The organism is Pseudoclavibacter sp. RFBJ3, from assembly GCF_002931375.1.
Lineage (GTDB): Bacteria > Actinomycetota > Actinomycetes > Actinomycetales > Microbacteriaceae > Pseudoclavibacter.
This window is the reverse complement of the sequence record NZ_PSXZ01000009.1, coordinates 13574-38198: the sequence shown is the minus strand read 5'-3', so window position 1 is coordinate 38198 and position 24625 is coordinate 13574. Positions and strand designations below refer to the sequence as shown.

The window sequence follows — 24625 nt, the reverse complement described above, 5'->3', positions numbered from 1 at the left end:
GGCGAGCGCGTGGGAGGATCGCAGCCATGATCATCCTGGCCGGCACCCCCATCGGGAACCTCGGCGACGCTTCGGCGCGCCTCATCGACACGTTCAAGAACGCCACCCTCGTGGCGTGCGAGGACACCCGTTCGACGGCGAAGCTGCTCGGGATGCTGGGCGTCGAGAACCGCCCGCGGCTCGTCGCCCTCCACGAGCACAACGAGGACGAGCTCGCGAAGACCATCGTCGAGCAGGCGCGCGAGTCCGATGTGGTGCTCGTCAGCGACGCCGGCATGCCGGGAATCTCCGACCCGGGCTACCCGATCGTGGCGCTCGCGGCGAAGGAGGGGGTGACGGTGACGAGCGTGCCGGGGCCGAGCGCCGTCATCACGGCGCTCGCGATCTCGGGGCTGCCGACCGACCGCTTCACGTTCGACGGCTTCCTGCCTCGCAAGGCGGGGGAGCGGGAGACGTTCCTGCGCTCGTTCTCGAGTGAGCCGCGCACGGTGGTCCTGTTCGAGTCGCCGCACCGCCTGGCGCGCACGCTCGCCGACATGGCCGCGATCTGGCCGGCCGATCGTCGCATCGCCGTCTGCCGGGAGCTGACGAAGCTCTACGAGGAGGTCAGGCGGGGGACCGCGGCTGAGCTGGTTCCGTGGGCGGAGGAAGGGGTGCGCGGCGAGATCGTGATCGTCGTGGAGGGTGCGGCCCCCGCAGTCGTCGACGAGGCTGGGGCCCAAGCGATGGTCGCGGAGCTCGTAGCGGGCGGGATGCGCCTGAAGGACGCGGCCGCGCAGGTCGCCTCCGAGACGGGCATGAGCAAGCGAGACCTCTACCAGGGCCAGCTCGCGAAATAGTGGGCCAGGGGTGGCTCTCCTGGGCACCTCGCGTCGTAACAGTGCTCGGCCGACAATAGGATGATCCCCATGGCTTCCGGCGAATCGTTCTACATCACGACACCGATCTTCTACGTCAACGACGTCCCCCACATCGGTCACGCGTACACGGAGGTCGCCGTCGACGCGCTCGCCAGGTGGCACCGTCAGCGTGGCGACACCACATGGCTGCTCACGGGCACCGATGAGCACGGTCAGAAGATCATGCGCTCGGCGCTCGCGAACAACGTCACCCCGCAGGCGTGGGCCGACAAGCTCGTCAACGAGGCGTGGAAGCCCATGCTCGAGACGCTCAACATCTCGAACGACGACTTCATCCGCACGACGGACGAGCGGCACGAGACTCGCGTGCAGCGCTTCCTGCAGAAGCTCAACGACGCCGGCTTCATCTACGACGCCGAGTTCGAGGCGCTCTACTGCGTGGGCTGCGAGGAGTTCAAGCCGGAGTCCGAGATCGTCGCCGGCACCGGCCAGTACGAGGGCGAGAAGGTCTGCGCCATCCACTCGAAGCCGCTCGAGCTGCTGCAAGAGCAGAACTACTTCTTCAAGCTCAGCGAGTTCCAGGACCGCCTGCTGGCGCTCTACGAGGAGAACCCGGAGTTCATCCAGCCGTCGTCGGCGCGCAACGAGGTCATCTCGTTCGTGCGCTCGGGACTCCGCGACCTTTCGATCTCGCGCACCACGTTCGACTGGGGCGTGAAGGTGCCGTGGGACGAGTCGCACGTCGTCTACGTGTGGTTCGACGCGCTCCTCAACTACATCACGGCCATCGGCTACGGCGACGACGAGTCGGAGCTCGAGAAGTTCTGGCCGGCGCACCACATCGTCGGCAAGGACATCCTGCGCTTCCACGCCGTCATCTGGCCGGCGATGCTCATGGCCGCCGGCCTGCAGGTTCCGGCCGGCATCTTCGCGCACGGCTGGCTGCTCGTGGGCGGCGAGAAGATGTCGAAGTCGAAGCTGACGGGCATCGCGCCGACGGAGATCACCGATGTCTTCGGCTCCGACGCGTTCCGCTACTACTTCCTGCGCGCCATCCACTTCGGGCAGGACGGCTCGTTCTCGTGGGAGGACCTGTCGGCTCGCTACCAGGCTGAGCTCGCGAACGGGTTCGGGAACCTCGCGTCGCGGGTCATCGCGATGGTGAACAAGTACTTCGACGGGGTCGTCCCGGAGCAGTCCACGATGCTGGAGTCGGAGCAGGTCATCATCGACCTCGCGACCGAGGTCGCGGCGAAGGCCGACGAGGCGATGCTGGCGTTCGACATCGATGGCGCTCTCGCGCACATCTGGCGGCTGGTGGATGCGCTCAACGGGTACATCACGGAGCAGGAGCCGTGGGCGCTCTCCAAGCAGGGCGATGAGGGCCGTGCGCGCCTCGCCGCGGTGCTCGAGGTCACGACTCGCTGCCTCGGCCACCTGGCCGTGCTGCTCAACCCGTTCGTCCCGATCGCGGCCGAGAAGCTGTGGTTCGCGATCGGCGGCAACGGCGAGCTCGCCTCGACCCGCATCGACAACGCCTACGCGCTTGTCGGCTCTCGGCCGTTGAGCGAGCTGCCGCCGCTCTTCCCGCGCATCGAGCAGGAAGTCCAGCGCTAGCGGTGACCGAATCCCAGCACGACGCCGGAGCTCACGACGCCGGGGCCCAGGAAGCCGGGGCGCCGGGTGACGCCGAGCGGCTGCGCCGCCGCTCTGCGACAAGCGAGTCCGGGCACACGCGCATCCTCGCCTACCCGCCGTACCCCGAGGCGCTTGCCGTGCCCTGCTACGACAACCACACGCACCTCGAGATCGAGGATGGTGAGGAGGACGAGCGCCTGACGCTCGACGAGCACCTCGCCGCCGCGGTCGCAGCGGGTGTCAAGGGCGTCGTGCAGGTCGGCAACGACGTGCCGTCGAGCCGGTGGTCGGCGCGCGTCGCGGCGTCGCACGAGCGCGTGCTCGCGGCGGTCGCACTCCACCCGAACGTCGTGCCGGAGCTCGCCGCCGCTGGCACCCTGGAGGACGCGATCGCCGAGATCGACCGCCTCGCGGCCGAGCCGCGGGTGCGGGCCATCGGCGAGACGGGGCTCGACTACTTCCGCACGCCGGAGAAGGCCGACCAGCTGCTGCAGGTCGAGGCGTTCGAGCGGCACATCGGGCTCGCGAAGAAGCACGGCCTCGCCATGCAGATCCACGACCGGGATGCGCACGACGACGTCATCTCGACCCTCAAGCGGGTCGGTGCCCCGGAGCGCACGGTCTTCCACTGCTTCTCCGGCGACGCGGACATGGCGCGCATCGCGGCTGCGGAGGGCTGGTACCTCTCGTTCGCGGGCACGGTCACGTTCAAGAACGCCGCGTCCCTGCGGGAGGCGCTGTCGGTGACGCCGATCGAGCGCATCCTCGTGGAGACGGATGCTCCGTTCCTCACGCCGGTGCCCTTCCGTGGCCGCCCCAACGCGCCGTACCTCATCCCGGTCACCCTTCGGGCGATGGCCGAGCATCTGGGGATCGCGGTGGATGCGCTGAGCGCCCAGGTCGCCTCGAACACCGAGGCCGTCTACGGCAGCTGGCACCAGGCAGCAGGCCAAGGCGCCCTCGCCGGTGACCTCACCTCCGACGAGAGAGAGACCGCATGAGCGTCAGCCTGCTCGGCGCCAACGAGATCCGCGAGCTCGCGGCCGAGCTCGATGTGACACCCACGAAGAAGCTCGGACAGAACTTCGTGCACGACCCGGGAACGGTGCGGCGCATCGTGCAGACCGCCAAGGTCCGCTCGGGGGAGCACATCCTCGAGGTCGGGCCCGGACTCGGCTCGCTCACGCTCGGCCTCCTCGAGACGGGGGCGAGCGTCACGGCCATCGAGATCGACGAGCGCCTCGCCGCCCGACTGCCGCAGACGGTGGAGGAGCACGCGCCTGGCGCGCGTCTCGACGTGATCGTCTCCGACGCCCTCCAGGTTCAGGAGGTGCCGGGCGAGCCGGTCGCGCTCGTCGCCAACCTGCCGTACAACGTCTCGGTGCCGGTGCTGCTGCACCTCCTCGAGCGGCTGCCGTCTCTGCAGCGCGGGGTGGTCATGGTGCAGGCCGAGGTGGGGGAGCGCATCGTTGCCGGACCTGGCTCGAAGGTATACGGCTCGCCGAGCGTGAAGGCCGCCTGGTACGGCACGTGGTCGAGTGCGGGTCTTGTGGGCCGCAAGGTGTTCTGGCCGGTGCCGAACGTCGACTCCATCCTCATCTCGTACACGGAACGTGCTGAGCCGCGCGGCTCGGAGGAGCTGCGTCGCAAGGTGTTCCGCATCGTGGATGCCGCGTTCGGTCAGCGCCGCAAGATGCTGCGCCAGGCGCTGTCGCCGTTGCTCGGCGAGAACGCGGCTGCGACCTCGCTTGTGCTCGAGGCATCCGGTATCGACCCCACCGCCCGCGGCGAGACGGTCGGCATCGACGACTACGTGCGGCTCGCGGAGGCCTGGACTCCCGAAGTCTGAGCTCGGCGAGGGGCACCCGGACCCTCGCTACTCCATCGGGTCAGGGAACGCCTGGTCACGGTTGGGAACGGATGGGGACGCCTGGAAATGCGGCGCGCACCGTCGAGCCGACTGGGGCAGACTAGCTTCGGGCACCACAACGAGGTCGGTGCTCGCGCAGCGCGTCGAGGGAGCGGTCATGGGCGACACATCTGCAGCCCGTCGTGTTCCTGGGGCGCCTCCGCGTCGTGCGCGCACCATCACGATCGTCGCCATCGTCACCGTTCTTGTCCTCGCCGCTGGCTGGGTCGTCCTCGCGTTCACGGACGAGTCGGACACCTCTCCGACGGATGCCGTGAGCGAGTCGACGCTGCCCGGCTACCCCACGCGGGGCCCCCGAGCCGACCTCGACGACCAGCGTGCGCTTGTGGCCGCCGCCGACCTCTGGCGGGAGGACGGCGCGGATGACGTGACCGACAGGGCCGACGTGACGGGCGGGAGCGACGGCCTCGAGATCCCGGACGGGCAGGTGATCGAGCTGCTCTGGGCCGGCGATGTCGACTCTCTCGCGCTCGGTTCGGTGCCGGGCCTCCGCAGCTCGTTCTCAGCTCGCCTCGTGATCCTCCGCTCCGACGACGCCGTCGCGGCCCTTGCGCGTCCGCTCGACGGTGCCGGCAGCGACGACGACACGGCGTTCACGATGCTCGGGGCCTCCTCCATCACGACGAGCCGCTACGAGCGCGGGTTCACGGTCGCGCGGGGCGTGCTGCTCTTCCATGAGCGTATGCAGCGCGGCATGTCGCTCGAGACGGCGACCTTCTCCACGGAGACGGCACCCGCGCTGAGCGAGACGCCGACCTCCGACGGGCTCCTCCTCCTGTCTGCCAGGGCGCTGCTGCGCATCCCGGACGCGGGAGGCACGGCTGCGGCGGACGTCTACGCGGGGTTCGCCTACGTGCATCCCAGCTCGGGGCTGACGATGCTGCAGACCGAGGACGCCGACCGGGACTGGAGCGCGGTCACCGATCCCAAGCGCGGCAACGCGCGTTTCGCGGCGCTCTCGCGCGGAATCATCACCGCCCGTGACGAGCAGCGCGGGTACCGGCTGCGAGCATCCATCCTCGACGATCAGCCGCTGCCATCCGGTGAACGGCTCGCGCTCGCCTCGGTCTCCCACCTGGAAAGCCAGGGCCGCGGCTCTGGGGTCCTCTGGGCGGCGGTCATCGCCGTGCGCGGCGACGAGGACCCGGTCGTGCTCGGGGCGGGGGACGTCGCGAAACCGGTGAACGGCGCACCGCAGCTGCCCGTCATCGCGGCCAGGTGGGTCCGAGATGCCGGTGTGGACGTGCTCGTCGTCGCGGGCACCCGCGAGATCACCTCGTTCGACATCGCTGCGTCTGGCGGCACGACCAGCTTCGCCGGTTCTGGCGGTGTCGTCGACCGCTCGCGCCTCGCCCTGACCTGGGAGGACGAGGCCGGGAACGCGGTGAGCCGACCGGCGCTCGTGGTCATCGGGATGTCGGGCGCCGGGCCGGTGCCGTCGCTCGAGCCGGTCAGCTGAACGGTGAGCTAACCGGCGAGCTCGAGGGTGAGCGCGAAGATCTGCGTCCAGCTCTCCTCGCCGTGCTCGAGCTCGGGCCGACGCTCGAAGCCGAGCTGCTCCAGGAGGCGCTGCATGGCGACGTTCTCCTCCGGCACGTAGGTGTCGATTCCGGCAGCCAGGTGCAGGTCCGCCCAGGTGATGGCGGCCCTCGTCACCCGGGTCCCGATGCCGGTTCCGCGCATGTCCGGGGCGACCCAGAGCTCGTCGAACGCGAGCTCCGAGCCGACGGCGTCGAGGGGGCCGGAGAGCACGGCGCTTGCGACGACTCGTGTGCCGTCGAAGGGAATGGCGTGGAACTCGACGCGGCCGCTGCCCGCTCGGGTGGTGGTCACACGGACGGCGTTGCCGATCGACGTGTGCAGCCCGAGGCTCATTGCAGGACCGGCCTGCCTGTCTCGACGCGCTGCTGGCACATGAAGTTCAGGCCTGTTGTCGTGTGTGTCATCTTCATGCTCCTTCCACGGTCGGGGTTGTGCGGTCCGCTCCAGTGCGGGGCGTGCTGCTGCTTCGTTGGTGGGTACCGTACGCCTCACTTCACGAGGCCCGCACCGAGTGTTGCGCCAGAAGTCCTCCCGGGGCGGCAGGTGAAGCGTCGACATCCAGGCGGCGGCGCGCGCTTCCTAGTCTTCGAGGCATGACTCACGAGAACCCGCCGTTTGCCATCGCCGTCGAAGCGGGCAGCGAAGGCGTCGGCCCACAGCGAATCCGCGCGGCGATCGCCGCGCTCGAGCGCTTCGGCGCGACCATCGCCACGTTCGAGGACATCGGCTTCCGCGACCTCAGGGCGGCGGCTCCGCGGCTGGACGCCATCGAGCAGGCCGCGTTCGCCGCCCCGCTCTCCGGGGCGACCGGCCTCGTGCCGCTCATCCGGGTCTCGGCGGTCGAGCCGTTCCACCTCGCGACGCAGCTCGCGACGCTCGACTACGCGTCGCACGGCAGGGCAGGGTGGATCGGCGGCGTCGACGGCAGCGAGGTCGAAGCGGCCGCGTTCGACCGGCCTCCGCTCGAGGGGCCCGAGGCCCGCCGCACCGAACTCGACGACACCATCGAAGTGCTCGGCAGGCTCTGGGACTCCTGGGAGGACGACGCCGTCATCCGCGATGTCGAGACCGGCCGCTACCTCGACCGAGACAAGCTCCACTACGCCGATTTCGAGGGAGCGCGCTTCAGCGTGAAGGGCCCGTCCATCATCCCGCGCCCGCACCAGGGGCTGCTGCCGACCTTCGCGCCGTTCGGCTCGGCGGCGCCCGAGCTCGTCGACGTCGCGCTCATCCGCGAGCGTACGGTCCTCGAGGCGAGCGCCGCGGCCGGGCAGGCCGACTCCCAGGGCATCGCCCGCACGATCGTCGAGGTCTCGTTTGCGCTCGACGCGCCAGGACGCCCCGCAGCCGACCGGGCCGGTGCGTTCGCGGCCGACACGCAGGCGGCGGGTCGCATCCACTACTCCGGGGACGCGGCCGGGCTCGTCGAGCTCATCACCGAGGTCGCGTCGTTCGCGAACGGCGTGCGCCTGCTGCCCGCCGACTTCGGCGCGGATGTGCAGGAGCTCGGCCGCGCCGTGCTCCCAGCGCTTCGCCGCGCAGGCGTCTTCACCTCGCCGCGCGCCGGCGAGCATCTGCGCGACGCTCTCGGGCTCGCGCACCCTGCCAACCGCTACGCCGCCCAGGCCCTCTGAACGCGAAGGATCACGACGATGACACAGCACAGCACAGGTCCGACGCGGCCTGCCTCGGGAGCGGCGGGCGCAGGCCAGATCCAGTTCGGGGTCTTCTTCCAGGGCGTGAACTCGACGACCATCTGGTCGAGCGAGCAGAGCGGATCGCAGACCGAGTTCGAGTCGTTCCGCCGCATCGCGCAGACCGCCGAACGCGGACTCTTCTCCGCCTTCTTCCTCGGTGAGGGGCTGCGGCTGCGCGAGCATCTCGGCAGGATCCACGACAACGACGTGGCCGGGCGACCGGATGGCATCACGCAGCTCGCCGCGCTCGCGCCCGTCACCGAGAAGATCGGCCTCGTCGCCACGCAGAACACCACCTACAACGAGCCGGCCGACCTGGCCTACCGGCTCGCGAGCCTCGATCTCCTCAGCGAGGGGCGCGCGGCGTGGAACATCGTCACGACCGACAACGCGTGGACCGGCGCGAACTTCCGCCGCGGCGGTCACCTCGCGCACGAGCACCGCTACGACCGGGCGGCTGAGTTCGTGCGGGCAGCCAAGGAGCTGTGGGCGAACCGTGGCCGCGTCGATTTCGATGGTGAGTTCATCCGCTTCGTCTCCGAGCGGGTCCTCCCGCAGAGCCCGCAGTCGCGGCCCGTGCTGTTCCAGGCTGGCGACTCGAGCCAGGGGCGCGACTTCGGTGCCGAGCACGCCGACGTCATCTTCTCCGCGCACCCGGAACTGGAGGGTGCGACGGCGTTCGCCGCCGATCTGCGTGAGCGGCTCACGAAGTTCGGCCGTGCACGCGACGAGCTCGCGTTCTTCCCCGGCGCGACGATCATCGTCGCCGGAACTCCCAAGGAGGCGGAGGAGAAGGCCCGCTGGGTGCGCGAGCACCAGATCTCGCCCTCGACGTCGCTTCGCTACCTCGAGCAGTTCTGGGGCAAGGACCTCTCCCACCTCGACCCGGACGGTCCGCTGCCGGTGGAGGATCCGGTGGTGGCCGTCACCGATGGCACCCGCGGCAGCGCGTTCCAGAACGCGAAGGCGCTCGAGCTCGCGCAGCAGTGGCGGGAGAAGTCGGAGGCGCTCGGACTGTCGATCCGCGAATTCGTCATCCACCTCTCGTCGCAGCGTGGATTCGTCGGCGGCGTCGACGAGGTCGCCGACACGCTCACCGAGCTGGCCCGCAGCGGAGCCGTGACGGGCATCAACCTGACCCCGTACCTCGTGCCCTCGGGACTCGACGACATCGTCGACCAGCTCATCCCGGCGCTCCAGGAGCGCGGCTCCTACCGCACCGAGTACCCGGGAACGACGCTGCGCGAGAACCTCGGTCTGCCCGCGGTCGTCGGCGATCTGGTGCCCGCGAGCGTCTGAGCCAGGGCACTCCGGCGAAGGTGGGGGATGTGACAGGAGGGGTCGCGTGACTTCGTTCAGTCTGGCGCGTTACTCCGCGCAACGCTCGGGCGCGCGCCTCGGCTCCCTTCCGCCGAGGATTGGGGAATGACTTCGCTTCGCGACGAGACCGTCACCCTCCTGCAGCAGCTCATCCGCGCCGAGACCGTCAACGACGGTGCGCTCGACTCGGGCAACGAGTGGCGGGCCGCGGCGGTCATCGAGGAGTTCTTCGCCGGCAGCGGCGTCGAGCTCGCGCGCGTCGAGCCGTTCCCCGGTCGTGTCTCCGTCGTGGCACGCCTCGCGGGCAGTGACCCTGCCGCGGAGTCGCTGGCCCTCGTCGGCCACACCGACGTCGTTCCCGTGAAGGCGAGCGACTGGGTGCATCCGCCGCATTCGGGCGAGCTCGTCGACGGCGAGGTCTGGGGCCGCGGTGCGGTGGACATGCTGTTCCTCACTGCCTCCTACGCGGTCATCTTCAAGCGCCTCGCGACGAGCGGCTTCGCCCCCACCGGCGACCTCGTGTTCGCGGCCGTCGCCGACGAGGAGCAGGGCAGCCGGGCGGGGGTCGGCTGGTTCTCCGAGCACGACTGGGCCACGATCGCCGCCGACAACGTGCTCACCGAGTGGGGAGGCGCGCGCCTCGGCGGCATCGGCAGCACCGCCATCACGGTGGGCGTCGGCGAGAAGGGGGCAGCCCCACGGCGCATCGTCGTGCGCGGCGACGCGGCGCACGCCTCGGCCCCGTGGGGCAGATCGAACGCGGCCGTCACCCTCGCCAAGGTCATCGACCGCCTCCAGGCCAATGCGCCGAAGCCCCGCATCAGCGAGCAGTGGCTCGACACGCTCGCAGCCCTCGACCTGCCGGCCGAGCTGAGCACGCGGCTCGCGCATCCGGACACCATCGACGAGGCCATCGACGAGCTCAGCGCGCACCCCGAGCTCGGCGAGCTCGCCCCGTTCGTCCACGCTTGGACGCACACGACCGTCGCCGTCACCGTCGTCGACGCCGGGTCGAAGGTCAACGTCATCCCGGACAGCGGGTCGATCTCGCTCGACATCCGGGTGCTGCCCGGCGTGACCGAGGACGACGTCGAGGCACACCTCGCCGCCGTGGCCGCCGAGTTCCCGGGCCTCGTGAGCGTTGAGGGGGAGTGGTTCTCGCCGGCGAACGAGTCACCCACCACGACTCGCCTCTACGGGCAGATCGAGGAGGCACTCGCCGAGTTCGTGCCAGGAGCGAAGCCCGCCCCCATCCTCGGTGTCGGCGGCTCCGATGCGCGCTTCTACCGGCTGCACGGCGCGAACGCCTTCGGGTTCGGGATCCTCAGCTCCGAGCTGACCTTCTCGGTCGCCCGCAACAGGTTCCACTCCGCGAACGAGCGCCTCGACCTCGAGTCCATCGACCTCACGGTGCGCGGCCTCGATCACGTCGTCCGAGGCTTCCTGTCCGCATGACGCGAGCTTGACGGGCTTGACAAGCTTGATGCACCCGTTCGGGGGCTCGGGCAATCTCGTGCACCCGCTTGACCTTGACGCAGCGTCAACTTCTACAGTCGTTCTCGAGCGGTTCGGATCTCCCGAGAACGGGGGAGCCGCTCACACGATCTGAGCGAGAGGACGCCCGCCATGGAATGGTCGATCGGCGAAGTAGCGAAGCGGTCGGGGGTGACCTCGCGGACGCTGCGGCACTACGAGAGCATCGGCCTGCTTCGGCCGAGCCGAACGGGCGCCAACGGCTACCGCTACTACGACGAGGGCGCGCTGGTTCGGCTGCAGCGCATCCTGCTCCTCCGCGAGCTGGGCGTTGGCCTGGCGGCGATCGGAGACGCCCTCGCCGGCCGCACCGACGACGTCGCTGCGCTCGAGACGCACCTCGGCTGGCTGCACGACGAGCGCGGCCGCCTCACGACGCAGATCGGATCGGTGCGTGCGACGCTCGCCGCGCTCAAGGGAGAGGAACAGCTCATGCCCGAGCAGATGTTCGACGGATTCGACCACACGCAGTACAAAGGCGAGGTCGAGGAGCGGTGGGGTGCCGAAGCCTCTGCCGAGAGCGACACGTGGTGGCGCGGCCTCGGCGAGGACGGCAAGAAGGGCTTCCTGGAGGAGCAGACGCGGATCCAGGATGCGTTCAGCGCAGCCCAGTCTGCGGGGCTCGGGCCGGACAGCGATCAGGCGCAGTCGGCCGCCGCCCGCCAATTCGCGTGGATCAGCGACAGCTGGCAGGGCAAGGCGCCAACGGCCGAGCTGTTCACGAACCTCGGCGAGATGTACGTCGCCGACGAGCGCTTCGCCAAGAACTACACGCGCGTCCATGCCACGGGCGCCGAGTTCGTGCGCGACGCGATGCGCATCTACGCCGAGCGCACCCTCGACTATCAGTCCCTTCCGTAGCTCGAGCCGACCGAGTCCGCACAATCGTCAGGGAGATGCATCTCCGCGTTGAGCGCAACGTGCATCTGGGTGACTCCTGCGCAGGCGACCTGAGACGGGAGGTGCGCAGAAGTGGGTGCGCAGAGGTGGGTGCTCAGGGCAGCGTCGCCGTGTCGACCTGCGGGCCGCCCTCGTACGTGACGGTGATGGTGAGCGGCCGACTGCTCGCGCTCTCCGGCAGCTCGAACTCGAACGAGACGGGTGCGAGCATGAGGATGCAGATGGCGTCCGGGTCGACGATGGGGAAGTGGATGCGCACCTCGCCCGCCGAGGTGACGAGCAGTTCGGGGTCTCCCGCGCCGCACAGGGGCCGGTTGTTGAGCATGTCGAGTCGGAACCTCGACGCGGCGACCCAGGCGAAGCTCGGTGCCACATCCTCGTTGGTGCCCGCGCCGAGAGGATCGTAGTCCGCGGGCTGCGTGACAGAGACGCCGGTTGCCAGGTCCGGTCCCCTCATTCGAGTGTGCCGTGGTCGACGTGCTTCATGTTCTCTGCCGTGACCGTGATCTGCAGGGGGCGGCCGCTCGCGTCCTCCGGCAACTCGAACTCGTAGGCAAGCGTCCGTTCCGAGGCGTCGCACGCCGCGTCCCGATCAGTGATCGCGTAGTGGATGTGCAGCTCGGTCGTCGACGCTGCGACGACCGTCGGCGCCCCCGAACCGCACTGCGCGCGACTGTTCCAGGTGCTCATCGTGAAGTGCGTCTCGTCGACCCACTCGAAGTAGGGCACGACCCCCGGGCTGCCGTCGCTCGGGTACGGGTCAAAGTTGGGGCTCGGTGCCATGAACACACCGGCGTTCTGGGCGGGCCCGGTTGAGCAAGCCGCCAGGGTCGATGCCACCGCCAGGGCGCACAGCGCCGCCGCCGAGGTGAGACGGAGGCGGCGCGCGCTGACCTTCATGAGCTCAGGCTACGCCTCGAGGATCTCGGAGAGCTCGAGCCAGCGCTCCTCGAGCGCGTCGATGTCGGCCGCGAGGGCTTGCCGCTTGGCGGTGATGGTCCCGAGTCCCTCGTAGTCGCCCTGGTCGTGGGCGGCGAGTTCGGCGTCGACCTTCTTCATGGACTGCTCGATCTTCTGGATCTTGCGGGCGATGCCCTGCACCTCCTTCTCGGCGCTGCGGCGGTCGGCGCCGCCGATGGAGAGGCCGGAGGTGCTGGAGGCTGAAGCCGACGAGGAACCGCCGGCGGTCGCATCCGTCGTGCTGGAGAGCGTCGCGGGGGCTGAGCCCTTGAGGCTGTTGGCGCGCAGCTCGAGGTACTGGTCGACGCCGCCGGGAAGGTGGCGGAAGCCGCCGTCCCACACGGCGTACTGCTGGTCGGTGACGCGTTCGAGCAGGTACCGGTCGTGCGACACGACGAGGAGGGTGCCCGGCCACGTGTCGAGGAGGTCTTCCATCGCGGCGAGCATGTCGGTGTCGAGGTCGTTGGTGGGCTCGTCGAGGATGAGCACGTTCGGCTCGTCGAGGAGGATGAGGAGCAGCTGGAGGCGCCTGCGCTGGCCACCGGAGAGGTCCTTCACGGGGGTCTGGAGCTGCGTGGTCGTGAAGCCGAGGCGCTCGAGCAGCTGCGACGGCGTCATCTCCTTGCCGCCGGACACGTAGCTCGACTTTTGGCGCGCGACGACCTCGCGGACGCGGTCGTTCTGGTGCTCGTCGAGTTCGGCGAGGCGCTGCGAGAGGGTCGCGATCTTGACGGTCTTGCCGCGCTTCACCTTGCCGCTCGTCGGCTCGAGGGTGCCCGCGACGAGGTTGAGGAGCGTCGACTTGCCCGCCCCGTTCACGCCGAGGATGCCGGTGCGCTCGCCAGGTGCGATGCGCCACTCGATGTCGCGGAGCACCTCCTTGTCGCCGAAGGTGACGCCGACGTCGAGGAGGTCGACGACGTCCTTGCCGAGGCGCGCCGTCGCGAGCTGCGACAGCTCGACGGGGTTGCGCACGGGAGGTTCGTCCTCGATGAGCTGCGTCGCGGCCTCGATGCGGAACTTCGGCTTCGCCGTGCGAGCTGGGGCGCCGCGGCGCAGCCACGCGAGCTCCTTGCGCATGAGGTTCTGCCGCTTCGACTCGATGGCGGCAGACTGCCGGTCGCGCTCGACGCGCTGCAGGATGTACGCCGCGTAGCCTCCCTCGAACGGGTCGAGAACGCGGTCGTGCACTTCCCACGTCGTCTCGCAGACCGCATCGAGGAACCACCGGTCGTGCGTCACGACGACGAGCCCGCCCTGGTTCTTCGACCAGCGGCCGTTGAGGTGCTTGGCGAGCCAGGCGATGCCCTCGACGTCGAGGTGGTTGGTGGGCTCGTCGAGCATGATGATGTCGTCGTCGCCGATGAGCAGGGCCGCGAGGGCCACACGACGCTGCTGGCCACCGGAGAGGTCGCCGATCTTGTCGGTCCATTCGAGGTCGCCCGCGAGCCCGTTCACGACGTCGCGGATCTTCGCGTCGGAAGCCCAGTCGTGGTCGTCCATGTCGCCGACGATGGCCTGCTTGACGGTGAGCTCCGGGTCGAGGGTGTCGGCTTGGTCGAGCATCCCGACGCGCACGCCCCGCCGCCGTGTGACCTTGCCGCCATCGGGCTGGATGCGGTCGGCGAGCAGCTTGAGCAGGGTCGACTTGCCGTCGCCGTTGCGTCCGACGATGCCGATGCGGTCGCCCTCTTGGATGCCGACGGAGACGCTGTCGAAGACGACTCGAGTCGGGAACTCGAGGTGGAGCGCTTCCGCGCCGAGGAGATGGGCCATCAGACCAGCTTAAGGCCGGGGAGGCCCGGTGGCCTCCGAGCGAGGGCGGTGGGCGCTCAGTGAGCGGGGTCGTCCATCCGCAGCGAGAGGGTGCGCAGGGCGGTCGCGAGGTCGTCCCGCGTCTCGAGGTCGAGCTCGGCGAGCAGCTCGCGCTCGGCGGCGACGAGCCGAGTGAGGGCCTGGTCGACGAGATCGCGCCCGTTTGCGGTCATGGTGACGAGGATGCCGCGGCCGTCGTTGGGGTCGACCTCGCGGGTCACGAGGCCCCGGCTGACGAGGCGATCGATGCGGTTCGTCATGGTGCCGCTCGAGACGAGGTTCGACGCGAGCAGGTGCTTGGGGCTGAGGCGGTGCGGGGACCCGGCGCGACGCAGCGCCGAGAGGACGTCGAACTCCCACAGCTCGAGCCCGGTCTCGGCGAACGCGGCCTTGCGGAGCGCGTCGAGCTGCTTCGCGATGCGCTTCACGCGGGAGAAGATGCGCAGCGGGTCGACGTCCAGGTCGGGCCGTTCCCGCGACCAGTCGCGCACGATCGTGTCGACCGTGTCGGTCGGATGCGCGGCGCGGCCGCCGTGCCCGACCTCGCCGTGCCCGCCCCCGCTGAGCTCGACCGTCGCGCGCGGAATGTCACGCTGGTGAGCTGCACGTCTGGGGGCATCCATACGTCCCATTATGGCGAGTCCCGGGAGTGCACGTTGACGAGCCCGGGGTGGGGCCCTCGTTCCGCCGGGCGGCGCGTTCGCCGACGCGACGCGGCGCGGTCTCTCTGTCGCGGCAGAACGCTCGGTTCCTAGGAGTTCGGGTGGTGCGCGTCCACGTCGCGCTTCGTGACGACGAGGCCGTCGTCGGCGCCGACAGGGGCTGAGGTGTGCTCGTGCGCGACCACCCATTCGCCCTTGTGCTGCACGATCGCCCAGGTGAGGCGGTTGTCCATCCACTCGAGCTCGCCCTCGGGGTTCTGCCAGGAGTAGCGGACGAAGCTCTCGACGACCACGACGTCGTGGTCTCCGTAGGCCCGCAGATCGGTGAAGGTGGCCGCATGCGTGCCCGACTCGATGGAGTCGAACCAGGCGTCGAGTGAGGTGCCCCAGGCGTCAGCTCCCTCGTGGGACCAGGTGCTCCAGAGGTCGAAGACGCGCACGTCGGGCGCGTAGAGCGACATGATGGCGGCTTTGTCGCGACCTGCGACGGCTGCCGAGTAGGTGTCGGTGAATCGCCGCGCGATGGACAGGGCTTCGGACATGACGCCTCCTTGTGTCTTCTGCTTCGCAGTCTGGCCCAATCCCCTCCACAGCACCAGTGGCGCTTGCCCGCGGTCTCTCCGGTTCTGGCACAATTGGCGAGTGCGCGCGAGAGCGGGCACGTTCCTCCTTGGTGTAACGGCAGCACGACAGCCTTTGGAGCTGTTAGGTCCAGGTTCGAATCCTGGGGGAGGAGCGGCGCGGGGGTGCTGCATGCCACCGTGGACCGTGATGGCGTTCGAATCACGGCGCCCACAACGAGGAGGATCTGTGACCGATCGAGAACTCGCAATCGTCATCCTGGCGGCTGGCCAGGGCACGCGGATGCGCTCGAGCACCCCGAAGGTGCTGCACCGACTCGGTGGCATCCCGCTCGTGGGGCACGTGCTGCACACGGCCGCCGAGCTTGGCCCCGCGCACACCGTCACGGTGGTCCGGCACGATCGCGACCGCGTCGTCTCGGCGATCCAAGACCTGGCCCCCGACACGCAGTTCGCCGACCAGGACGAGGTCCCCGGCACCGGTCGTGCCCTCGAGGTCGGCCTCGAGTCGCTCCCCGCTGACTTCGACGGCGTCGTCGTCGTGCTCTCCGGCGACGTTCCGCTGCTCGACTCCGGCACGATCGGGCGGATGATCGAGCAGCACCGTCGCGCGCAGAACCAGCTCACGCTGCTGAGCGCCTTCGTGCAGGAGCCCGCGGGCTTCGGGCGCATCGTGCGCTCCGCCGGCGGCGACTTCGACGAGATCGTCGAGCACAAGGACGCGAGCGAGGAGCTGCTGCGCATCTCCGAGATCAACGCCGGGGTGTACGCGTTCGACGCCCGCACGGTGCGTCAGGTGCTCGGCCGAATCGACGACTCGAACTCGCAGCGGGAGAAGTACCTCACCGACGCGGCGAAGCTCATCAAGGCGGATGCGGGGCGCATCGAGGCGATCGCCGTCACCGACCCGGAGATCGTGCAGGGCATCAACGACCGCGTGCAGCTCGCGGAGGCGCAGCGTTACTACAACGCGCGTCAGATCCGGCACTGGCAGCTCGAGGGCGTCACGGTGCACGACCCGGCGACGACCGTCATCGAGGGCAACGTCTCACTCGGCCGAGACGTCGAGCTGCTCCCCGGAACCCAGCTGCGCGGGGCGACGTCCGTCGCCGAGGGTGCCATCATCGGGCCGGACACGACGCTCGTCGACTGCGAGGTCGGCGAGGGCGCCGTCGTGAAGCGCACCGACGCGACCCTCAGCGTCATCGGCGCTGGTGCGACCGTCGGCCCGTGGGCGTACCTTCGGCCGAACACGATCCTGGGGGTCGGAGGCAAGATCGGCACGTTCGTGGAGACGAAGAACGCGCAGATCGGCGACGGCTCGAAGGTCCCGCACCTCTCCTACATCGGGGACACCGAGGTGGGGCAGAACTCGAACGTCGGCGCTGGCACGATCACGGCCAACTACGACGGGGTGAACAAGCACCGCACCACGGTGGGCAGCAACGTCCGCTCCGGCTCGCACAACGTCTTCGTCGCCCCGGTTAGGATTGGCGACGGAGCCTACACAGGGGCCGGGACCGTCGTCCGCAAGGACGTTCCGGCTGGTGCACTCGCCATCAACGTCGCACCTCAGCGCAACGCTGAGGGGTGGGTGCTGAAGAACCGAGCGGGCACCGCCGCGGCAGAGGCCGCCGAGGCAGCCTCTGCTGCAGATTCCACACCGAACGCGTAACAACAGAGCAAGCACAGGAAACGGGCGGTACAGCGTGTCTGGCATCATCACCTCCACGGAGAAGCGACTTGTTCTCGTCTCGGGCAGAGCTCATCCTGAGCTCGCCGAGGCAGTCGCCGCAGAACTGGGCATCGAGCTCGGAGAGACCGAGTCGCGCACCTTCGCGAACGGCGAGATCTACGCTCGCTACGGCGAGAGCATGCGAGGGGCCGACGTGTTCGTGCTCCAGTCGCACTGCCCGCCCATCAACGAGTGGCTGATGGAGCAGCTCATCATGCTGGACGCGCTCAAGCGCGCGTCGGCGAAGCGCATCACGGTCGTCGCACCGTTCTACCCGTACGCGCGTCAGGACAAGAAGGGCCGCGGCCGCGAGCCGATCTCGGCCCGTCTCGTCGCCGACCTCTTCAAGGCGGCCGGCGCCGACCGCATCATGTCGGTCGACCTGCACGCCCCGCAGGTGCAGGGCTTCTTCGACGGGCCCGTCGACCACCTCTTCGCGATGCCGGTGCTGCTGCAGCACTTCCGCGAGAAGCTCGACCCGGCGACCCTCACCGTCGTGTCCCCGGACATGGGGCGCGTGCGCGTCGCCGACGTGTGGAGCGATCAGCTGGATGCGCCGCTGGCGATCATCCACAAGCGCCGCGACCCGAGGGTCGCGAACCAGGTGAGCGTGCACGAGATCGTGGGTGACGTGAAGGGTCGCGTCTGCCTGCTCGTCGACGACCTGATCGACACGGGTGGAACCATCGTGAAGGCCGCCGAGGCGCTCAAGGCCGCCGGTGCCATCGGTGTCGTCGTCGCGGCCACGCACGCCGTGTTCTCGCACCCGGCCGTCGAGCGTCTGAGCTCGGATGCGATCGACGAGGTCGTCGTCACCGACACGCTGCCGTTGCCGCCCGAGAAGCGCTTCGACAAGCTCACGATCCTGCCGATCGCCCCGACGCTCGCTCGCGCGATCACCGAGGTCTTCACCGACGGATCGGTCACCTCCATGTTCGACGGCGCCGCCTAGCCACCACGGGTTGCCGCACCCACGTCACACGCCCCGCCTGAACCACCCGGTTCCGGCGGGGCGTCTGCGTGTGCGGCGCTTTCTCTGCTGATGCGCTGTGACTCCCGCACGGTGCTGGCAGCGCCAGGTCTCTGCACCGCCTCTTCTCCGTGCTCTCCGGTGAGTCGCTGTGCTCCCCAGACGAGTCTCAGTGCCCTCCGGGCGATAAGAGCCCGCTCTCGTAGGCGATGATCACCAGCTGCGCCCGGTCATGGGCATGGACCTTCGCCATGATGCGGTTCACGTGCGTCTTCGCCGTGTGCGGCGAGATGAAGAGCAGCTCGGCGATCTCGGCGTTGGCGTGTCCGCGAGCGACGAGGAGCAGCACCTCACGCTCGCGATCCGTCAGCTGCTCGAGTTGCTCCGGCACGATGGACGGCCCTGTTGGCTGCGACCGGAGCACATATCTCGTGATGAGGCTGCGGGTCGCGGCCGGAGAGAGCAGTGCGTCGCCGGCGTGGACCGCGCGGACGGCTCGGACGATGTCGTCGGGTTCGGCACCCTTCCCGATGAAGCCGCTCGCTCCGGCGCGGAGGGCGGCCAGCAGGTACTCGTCCTCTTCGAAGGTGGTCAGGATGAGCACGCGCACCTCGGTGTTCCGCGGATCGCCGCAGATGGCGGCGGTCGCCTCGATCCCGTCGAGCTCCGGCATCCGGATGTCCATCAGCACGACGTCGGGTCGCAGCGTGGCGACGAGCGCCACGGCCTCCCTGCCGTTTCGTGCCTCGCCGACGACGTCGATGCCGGGCTCCTGGCCCAGGATGTCGGAGACGGCCTGCCGGATGAGGGCCTGGTCGTCGACGACGAGCACGCGGGTCATCGGGGGTCTCCGTGGGTGGCTGCGCCGAGGTGCGGACGGTCCTGCCGGGGGAGGGTCACAGCCACACGGTAGCCGCCCGCGGCTGTGCCTGTCGTGACGGTGCCGCGCACCGAGGCGACCCGCTCGCGGAGGCCGAGGAGCCCGAGCCCGCCCGACGCGCGGGCGTCCGGCTCGTCCGTGGCAAGGGGCGAGTCCGCCGCCGCGACTGGGCCCGACACGGGGTTCGTGACCACGACGCGCAGCTCCGTCTCCGTGAGGGCAAGCAGGACGTGCGCGCGGTTCTCGGCGCCGTGCTTGTGCGCGTTCGTCAGCGATTCCTGGATGACGCGGTACGCGACGAGGCTCGTCGCGCCCGTGACCTGCTGCAGCTCGCCCTCAGCTCGCACCTTGACGTGGAGTCCTGCTTCGCCGAACGACTCGACGAGGGCGTCGAGCCGTTCGAGTCCAGGCTGTGGGGCGGCGGATGCGTCGCCTGTGTCGTCGGCGCGGAGCACGGTGAGCAGGTCGCCGATCTCGGCGAGCACTGAGCGTGCAGCCCCTCGGATGGTGAGGAGCGCGTCCTCGGCTCGCTCGGGGCGGGTCCGGAGGGTGCTCGAGGCGACCCCGGCGTTCAGACTGATGACGGAGATCTGGTGAGCGACGGCGTCGTGCAGGTCGCGCGCGATCCGAAGCCTCTCCTCGGTGACACGGCGGCGTGCCTCCGATTCGCGGGTCTGCTCGGCGCGTTCGGCTCGCTCGGTGATCGCGACGATGTACTCGCGCCGGGAGCGGGTCGCGTCTCCGGCGGCCGCGGCGAAAGCGATGGTGACCGCGAACTGGATCGCACGCGGATCGAAGACGCTTCCGAGCGCTGCGAACAGACTGAGCAGGGCGACGCCGAGGACGGCGAGGGCCGCGGTGAGGGCCGCCCGGCGGCGGGTCGACTGCGTCGCGACGCTGAACATCGCCATCGCTGCGGCCAGGACGACGCCGGGTGAGAGGGTTCCGGTCAGTGCGGTGGCTCCGTAGATCACGAGCGTCGCGACGAGCACGGTGACCGGGTAGCGGCGGCGGAACGGCAGGAGGGCGGCCGGGGCCAGGACCATCGCGAACGCGAAGGGTGTGCTCGGTCGAAACTCATCCCCGCCGAACGGCATGACGGCGACGCCGACGATGAAGAGCGCAGCCAGCACGTCGACGACCCAGGATGGCGCTCGGGGGAGCGTCCTGGCGCGGCCTGCCATCGGCGAGTGCGGCCTGCCCTGGCCGGGCGCGGTGCTGCGGGATTCCTGCATGGACCAAGTGTGCCCGCCGCATCTTGCTCGCGCGTCCCCCGTCGAGAGCACGGCTGTACCGCATCCGCAGTACTCGGTGACCGCGGTCGGGGGACGCGCGGCGCTCGGGGAGCCGCGAGCATCAGAGGGTCGAGACCTCGGCACCAGCTAGGAGGCAGCATGCCAGCACCGATCATCTCCGTCCGCGACGTCCGTCGCTCGTACGGTCGGGGACAGAACCGCTTCGAAGCTCTGAAGGGCGTGAGCTTCGACATCCGCGAGGGGGAGAGCCTCGCCATCGTCGGGAAGAGCGGCTCGGGGAAGTCGACCCTCATGCACGTGCTCGCGCTCTTGGACGTGCCGACCTCGGGCACCGTGGAGTTGGAGGGCACCGACACCCGGACGCTGCGGGGGAAGAGGCTCAACCGAACCAGGAACAAGACGTTCGGCTTCGTGTTCCAGCAGTTCTTCCTCACCCCGAACGTCTCCGTGCTCGAGAACGTGGTGCTCCCCATGAAAATCGCCGGCGTTCCGCGCGGCGAGCGGCGCAAGCGCGGGCTGGCGGCGCTCGAGCAGCTCGAGCTCGATGACAAGGCGAGGAGCAAGGCCCTCAACCTGTCTGGCGGCCAGAAGCAGCGGACCGTGATCGCGCGTGCGCTCGTCAACAATCCGAGGATCATCTTCGCGGATGAGCCGACGGGCAATCTCGACACCGGCACCGGCGGAGTTGTCGAGGACATCCTGTTCCGTCTGAACCGGGAGAACGGCATCACCTTGATCGTCGTCACCCACGATGAGGACCTCGCGGCGCGCTGCGATCGCCGCATCCTGATCCGCGATGGCCTGATCGTCGAAGACTCTGCGCAGGTGGCGGCATGAGAACCATGGACCTCATCGGCACCGCCGTCTCGAACACGTTCCGCTCGAAGACTCGCCTGCTCCTCACGATCCTGGCGATCTTCGTCGGAGCGTTCACGCTGACGCTCACGAATGGGCTCGGCACGGGCATCAACGCTTACATCGACGACACCGTCAACGGGGTGGGGGCGGCGGACACCTTGACGGTGACGAAGACGAGCGACGCGACGGGCTTCGGCAGCGGCGAGTCCGGCCCGCTCGAGTACAACCCGGACGCCGTTGCGAGCGCAGGCCCTCCAGGGTCGACCGTCACCGCGCTCCTGCCCGCCGACCTGGAGTCGCTCGCGAGCATCGAGGGTGTCGTCGACGTGCAGGCCACGAAGTCGCTCTCGGTCGACTTCGTGCAGGCCGGTGCTGGCACGAGGTTCGCGGTGGGGGCGGGAAGTCTCGTGGAGGGTCAGACCGTCCAGCTGCAGGCCGGCTCCGATCCCGACGATGCGAGCGGCGAGCTGCAGGTGCTGCTGCCGACGTCCTACGTCGAGCCGCTCGGCTTCGCCGACGCGGATGCGGCGCTCGGCCAGACCGTGACGATCGGCAGCACGGATGCGCTCCGCGGCACCCACGAGACCCAGGCGGTTGTCGTCGGCGTCGCCGAGGAGAGCATCGCCTCGCCGACGGGGGCAGCGCTCGTGCCGAACGACGCGCTCACAGATCAGCTCTACGCCACGCAGAACATCGGGATCCCTGCGGATCAGGTTGAGCGCTACGCACAGGCCACGGTCTGGTTCAGCCCTGATGCGAGCAGCGGCGACATCGATCTCCTCAAGCAGCGGCTCTCGGATGCCGGCTACACCGGGAGCACCGTCGCCGATCAGCTCGGCACGATCAAGACGGTGATCGACGGGATCGTGCTCGTGCTGAACGCCTTCGCGGTGATCGCGCTCCTCGCTGCGAGCTTCGGCATCGTCAACACGCTGCTGATGTCCGTGCAGGAGCGAACTCGCGAGATCGGGTTGATGAAGGCCATGGGGATGGGCAGCGGCCGCGTGTTCACGCTCTTCAGCATCGAGGCGGCGTTCATCGGCTTGCTGGGGAGCGCGATCGGTGCGGTCGTCGCCGTGGTCGCCGGGACGGTCATCAGTGCCTCGCTCGCGACGACGCTGCTGGCGGACCTGCCGGGGCTGACGCTCATCGCGTTCGACCCGGTCTCGATCGGCGTGGTCATCCTCGTCGTCATGGTCATCGCGTTCCTGGCGGGGACGCTGCCTGCGGCTCGAGCCGCACGAGCCGACCCGGTGGAGTCGCTGCGCTACGAGTGACGGTGGCAGTGCACCTGAACGAGAACGGGGATGGGTCCCGGTGGAGCCTCTGCAACCGCCGGAACTCAGCCCCTACCCGAGCTGCTCGAGCGGGTTCATTTCGAGCTTCTGGAGGAGGCCGCCGTCGACGAGCCTGCGGGCGGAGGTCGTCGGCTTCCTCGCCGCCTGGTCGGTCACGCATGCACCGAACTCGGCGGCGAGCGTGCCTCGCGGATGCGCTGCCAGGACCTCCCGCAGGAATCCCTCCGGCAGCGCATCCGGCCTGCTCCCGGTGATATCGAGGCCGGTGGCGCGTTCGAGCAGGTACCCCTCGAGATCCAATCGTGGGTCGACGCTCGTCCAGTTGTGGCGCACGATCACGTCGAGGACCCGCGTTCGACGCTCCGCGGCCCAGCCCGCGCCGGCCGTCAGGGCGACGGCGACGTGCCCACCCGCGTGCTCGTAGGAGACGGTCTGGTTGTCGTACTCCGTCGTCGTCCCGATGTCGTGGAGGAGAGCTGCGACGTAGAGCAGCTCGTGGTCGACACCAGCTCGGCCCTCGACCGCGGCGATGCCCTCCGCCCACAGCCACGAGCGGACGGCGTGGGCGGTGAGCGACGCCGTCTGGTATTGGAGCGCCAGCTCGAGCGCGCCTCGGGCGGCGGCGGAATCAGGCACGGGGAAGTCGGCGATGCGCATGGCCAACTGTCCCACGTGATCCGAGATCCGTGCCGCTGCTCACTGCTGTGTTCGTGCGCGGCTCAGCGCGACGCTGGGGAAGACCTGCTCCGTCACCGTCTGCGTGCCGTCGGCGAGGAAGATCTCGATGACGGTCGCGTCCACCACGATCCTGACGTCGATGGGTGACGCGATGTGCGCGCCGATCGGTACTCGGTTGGGGGCCGCGAACCGGGGGTGGAAGTCCACGATGCCGCTGCTCCCGCGCTCGACGGTGAGGCTGGCGGAGTCCCCGTCGCGATCGAAGTGGACCAGCACCTGCTCGTCGGTAGCCCCGTCGCTGTCGAGCACGATCGTCGACCTACTGCCCGGCTCGACGGCGATCGTGTGCTCCGAGATGGTCATGCCCGCGTGGCCTTCCCCGATGACCGGAACCTGACCCAGCCGGTGGCGGCCGTCGGCACAGCGCACGAGCCTCATCTCGCGGACGAGCGACATCGCGGAGCGCCACGGCGAGGTCGGCGTCTCGTTGGCGTAGTCCCAGTTGCTCGCCCAGCCGATCATGAGGCGGCGGTTGTCCGGGGCGTTGTCGAAGGAAACGGCCGCGTAGTAGTCCCGCCCGTGGTCGAGCCAGTCGTACTCCTCAAGATCGTCGGAGGCGGTCAGGCGCTCGGCGACGAAGGTGGTGCCGTCGAAGTCGCCGACGAAGTACTGCGTGCCGGACCCGCCGGCCCGCGCTCCGGGGTTCATGCTCACGATCAGCACCCACCGCGTCTCCCCGGTCTCCTCGACTCGGAGCGGGAAGAGGTCGGGGCATTCCCAGACGCCACTCGTCGCGTGCGCTGGCCCGAAGTCCGACGCGAACGTCCAGTCGATGAGGTTGTTCGAGGTGTAGAACAGTACCTTCCTGGCGACCGCATCCACCACCACCATGACCCAGTTGCCGTCGTCGCCGCCGTGCCAGAAGACCTTCGGGTCTCGGAACTCGGACGAGCCGATGTCGAGGACCGGGTTCCCCGCGTACCGCGTCCAGGTGGCGCCGTCATCGGTGCTGAAGGCGAGCGACTGCGCCTGCAGGCCGGGCTTCTCTCCCACGGGTGGGCGTGCGCTCGTGTAGATGGCGACGAGGGCCGTCTCGCCGTCGTTCGCGAAGCCGGCCGTGTTGCGGGTGTCGACGACGGCGCTTCCCGAGAACGCCATCTCCTCGTCGGTCGCGGGAATCGCGACGGCCTGCTCCGTCCAGGACACGAGGTCGGTGGACGTGGCGTGCCCCCAGGAGATGTTGCCCCAGGTGCTGCCGAACGGGTTCGTCTGGAAGAACAGGTGGTAGACGCCCTGGTGGTAGACGAGTCCGTTCGGGTCGTTCAGCCAGGACGTGTGGGACGTGAAGTGAGCGGATGGCCGCAGCGGGGTGACGGCCGTGGTCGTCGGGGGAGTCATGGTCATGGATGCGTTCCGTTCTTGAAGGTGAGCACTCACGGGTGAGCGCTCACGTGAGATCTCTTGCACGTGAGCTCAGGCAGCTGATCTCTGCCGGTGGCAGCTCGTGCGGGG

General features: G+C 69.4%; 23 protein-coding genes and 1 tRNA gene. 14 read left to right on the top strand and 10 right to left on the bottom strand.

Annotated elements, in window-relative coordinates; genetic code table 11:
* Nucleotides 1-26 precede the first annotated feature (26 nt).
* The 5 genes from rsmI (at nucleotide 27) to C5E07_RS09490 (ending at nucleotide 5887) form a co-directional block, all read left to right on the top strand.
* Entirely contained in the window at nucleotides 27-839 is an 813-nt protein-coding gene (gene rsmI / locus C5E07_RS09510; protein WP_104299268.1) for a 16S rRNA (cytidine(1402)-2'-O)-methyltransferase, read from the top strand.
* A gap of 69 nt (nucleotides 840-908) precedes the next feature.
* Complete coding sequence (metG, locus tag C5E07_RS09505) at nucleotides 909-2477, top strand: methionine--tRNA ligase (protein WP_104241737.1); 1569 nt, start codon at nucleotides 909-911, stop codon at nucleotides 2475-2477.
* Nucleotides 2478-2557: 80 nt separating this feature from the next.
* Complete coding sequence (locus C5E07_RS09500) at nucleotides 2558-3499, top strand: TatD family hydrolase (RefSeq protein WP_104299473.1); 942 nt, start codon at nucleotides 2558-2560, stop codon at nucleotides 3497-3499.
* Nucleotides 3496-4347: a 16S rRNA (adenine(1518)-N(6)/adenine(1519)-N(6))-dimethyltransferase RsmA gene (rsmA, locus tag C5E07_RS09495; protein ID WP_104299267.1), complete on the top strand. Its 852-nt coding sequence runs from the start codon at nucleotides 3496-3498 to the stop codon at nucleotides 4345-4347. The genes C5E07_RS09500 and rsmA overlap by 4 nt, the downstream gene beginning before the upstream one ends.
* Before the next feature lie 178 nt (nucleotides 4348-4525).
* A complete protein-coding gene (locus C5E07_RS09490; RefSeq protein ID WP_146080561.1) occupies nucleotides 4526-5887 on the top strand; it encodes a hypothetical protein in 1362 nt (453 codons plus the stop codon).
* 8 nt (nucleotides 5888-5895) lie between these two features.
* Here the strand turns inward: C5E07_RS09490 and C5E07_RS19470 are convergent, their stop codons facing one another.
* Nucleotides 5896-6303, bottom strand: a complete 408-nt coding sequence (locus C5E07_RS19470; protein ID WP_181057901.1) for an N-acetyltransferase — start codon at nucleotides 6301-6303, stop codon at nucleotides 5896-5898.
* Between the two features lie 260 nt (nucleotides 6304-6563).
* Between C5E07_RS19470 and C5E07_RS09480 the strand changes: the two genes are divergently transcribed.
* The 4 genes from C5E07_RS09480 to C5E07_RS09465 all read left to right on the top strand — a co-directional run bounded on the left by C5E07_RS09480 (nucleotide 6564) and on the right by C5E07_RS09465 (nucleotide 11381).
* Nucleotides 6564-7604, top strand: a complete 1041-nt coding sequence (locus C5E07_RS09480; RefSeq protein ID WP_104299264.1) for an LLM class flavin-dependent oxidoreductase — start codon at nucleotides 6564-6566, stop codon at nucleotides 7602-7604.
* Between the two features lie 18 nt (nucleotides 7605-7622).
* On the top strand, nucleotides 7623-8966 hold the full coding sequence (locus C5E07_RS09475; RefSeq protein WP_104299263.1) for an LLM class flavin-dependent oxidoreductase: 1344 nt from the start codon (nucleotides 7623-7625) through the stop codon (nucleotides 8964-8966).
* A gap of 126 nt (nucleotides 8967-9092) precedes the next feature.
* Nucleotides 9093-10442: a M20/M25/M40 family metallo-hydrolase gene (locus C5E07_RS09470; RefSeq protein WP_104299262.1), complete on the top strand. Its 1350-nt coding sequence runs from the start codon at nucleotides 9093-9095 to the stop codon at nucleotides 10440-10442.
* Between the two features lie 171 nt (nucleotides 10443-10613).
* Nucleotides 10614-11381 (top strand): MerR family transcriptional regulator, encoded by a 768-nt coding sequence (locus C5E07_RS09465; protein ID WP_104299261.1) that lies wholly within the window; start codon nucleotides 10614-10616, stop codon nucleotides 11379-11381.
* Between the two features lie 133 nt (nucleotides 11382-11514).
* On the opposite strand, the gene C5E07_RS09460 is transcribed toward C5E07_RS09465, so the two are convergent.
* The 5 genes from C5E07_RS09460 to C5E07_RS09440 all read right to left on the bottom strand — a co-directional run bounded on the left by C5E07_RS09460 (nucleotide 11515) and on the right by C5E07_RS09440 (nucleotide 15399).
* Nucleotides 11515-11877 (bottom strand): hypothetical protein, encoded by a 363-nt coding sequence (locus C5E07_RS09460; protein WP_104299260.1) that lies wholly within the window; start codon nucleotides 11875-11877, stop codon nucleotides 11515-11517.
* On the bottom strand, nucleotides 11874-12320 hold the full coding sequence (locus tag C5E07_RS09455; protein ID WP_104299259.1) for a hypothetical protein: 447 nt from the start codon (nucleotides 12318-12320) through the stop codon (nucleotides 11874-11876). The genes C5E07_RS09460 and C5E07_RS09455 overlap by 4 nt, the downstream gene beginning before the upstream one ends.
* A gap of 9 nt (nucleotides 12321-12329) precedes the next feature.
* Nucleotides 12330-14156 (bottom strand): ABC-F family ATP-binding cassette domain-containing protein, encoded by a 1827-nt coding sequence (locus C5E07_RS09450; RefSeq protein ID WP_104299258.1) that lies wholly within the window; start codon nucleotides 14154-14156, stop codon nucleotides 12330-12332.
* Between the two features lie 56 nt (nucleotides 14157-14212).
* Nucleotides 14213-14818, bottom strand: coding sequence for a MarR family winged helix-turn-helix transcriptional regulator (locus tag C5E07_RS09445; protein WP_104299257.1), 606 nt, complete (start codon nucleotides 14816-14818; stop codon nucleotides 14213-14215).
* A gap of 128 nt (nucleotides 14819-14946) precedes the next feature.
* Nucleotides 14947-15399: a nuclear transport factor 2 family protein gene (locus C5E07_RS09440; RefSeq protein WP_104299256.1), complete on the bottom strand. Its 453-nt coding sequence runs from the start codon at nucleotides 15397-15399 to the stop codon at nucleotides 14947-14949.
* A 122-nt stretch (nucleotides 15400-15521) separates the two neighbouring features.
* Here C5E07_RS09440 and C5E07_RS09435 point away from each other — a divergent pair.
* The 3 genes from C5E07_RS09435 to C5E07_RS09425 all read left to right on the top strand — a co-directional run bounded on the left by C5E07_RS09435 (nucleotide 15522) and on the right by C5E07_RS09425 (nucleotide 18125).
* Nucleotides 15522-15593: transfer RNA gene (locus tag C5E07_RS09435), tRNA-Gln, on the top strand.
* 74 nt (nucleotides 15594-15667) lie between these two features.
* Nucleotides 15668-17113, top strand: a complete 1446-nt coding sequence (glmU, locus tag C5E07_RS09430) for a bifunctional UDP-N-acetylglucosamine diphosphorylase/glucosamine-1-phosphate N-acetyltransferase GlmU (RefSeq protein ID WP_104241711.1) — start codon at nucleotides 15668-15670, stop codon at nucleotides 17111-17113.
* Nucleotides 17114-17147: 34 nt separating this feature from the next.
* Nucleotides 17148-18125 carry a ribose-phosphate diphosphokinase gene (locus C5E07_RS09425; RefSeq protein ID WP_104241709.1) on the top strand — a complete coding sequence of 326 codons (978 nt, stop codon included), beginning with the start codon at nucleotides 17148-17150 and terminating at the stop codon, nucleotides 18123-18125.
* 187 nt (nucleotides 18126-18312) lie between these two features.
* Here C5E07_RS09425 and C5E07_RS09420 read toward each other — a convergent pair whose 3' ends face one another.
* Together C5E07_RS09420 and C5E07_RS09415 are read right to left on the bottom strand one after the other, a co-directional pair.
* Complete coding sequence (locus C5E07_RS09420; protein ID WP_104299255.1) at nucleotides 18313-18984, bottom strand: response regulator transcription factor; 672 nt, start codon at nucleotides 18982-18984, stop codon at nucleotides 18313-18315.
* Nucleotides 18981-20258: a sensor histidine kinase gene (locus C5E07_RS09415; RefSeq protein WP_258063846.1), complete on the bottom strand. Its 1278-nt coding sequence runs from the start codon at nucleotides 20256-20258 to the stop codon at nucleotides 18981-18983. The genes C5E07_RS09420 and C5E07_RS09415 overlap by 4 nt, the downstream gene beginning before the upstream one ends.
* A 159-nt stretch (nucleotides 20259-20417) precedes the next feature.
* Here C5E07_RS09415 and C5E07_RS09410 point away from each other — a divergent pair, with 159 nt between their 5' ends.
* Together C5E07_RS09410 and C5E07_RS09405 are read left to right on the top strand one after the other, a co-directional pair.
* Complete coding sequence (locus C5E07_RS09410) at nucleotides 20418-21116, top strand: ABC transporter ATP-binding protein (protein ID WP_104241706.1); 699 nt, start codon at nucleotides 20418-20420, stop codon at nucleotides 21114-21116.
* The gene (locus C5E07_RS09405) at nucleotides 21113-22414 is read left to right on the top strand and encodes an ABC transporter permease (protein ID WP_104299254.1); all 1302 of its coding nucleotides are present in this window, start codon (nucleotides 21113-21115) and stop codon (nucleotides 22412-22414) included. The genes C5E07_RS09410 and C5E07_RS09405 overlap by 4 nt, the downstream gene beginning before the upstream one ends.
* A 72-nt stretch (nucleotides 22415-22486) precedes the next feature.
* Here the strand turns inward: C5E07_RS09405 and C5E07_RS09400 are convergent, their stop codons facing one another.
* Both C5E07_RS09400 and C5E07_RS09395 read right to left on the bottom strand, forming a co-directional pair.
* Entirely contained in the window at nucleotides 22487-23092 is a 606-nt protein-coding gene (locus C5E07_RS09400) for an HD domain-containing protein (RefSeq protein ID WP_104299253.1), read from the bottom strand.
* A 39-nt stretch (nucleotides 23093-23131) separates the two neighbouring features.
* The gene (locus C5E07_RS09395; protein ID WP_104299252.1) at nucleotides 23132-24517 is read right to left on the bottom strand and encodes a glycoside hydrolase family 32 protein; all 1386 of its coding nucleotides are present in this window, start codon (nucleotides 24515-24517) and stop codon (nucleotides 23132-23134) included.
* Nucleotides 24518-24625 lie beyond the last annotated feature (108 nt).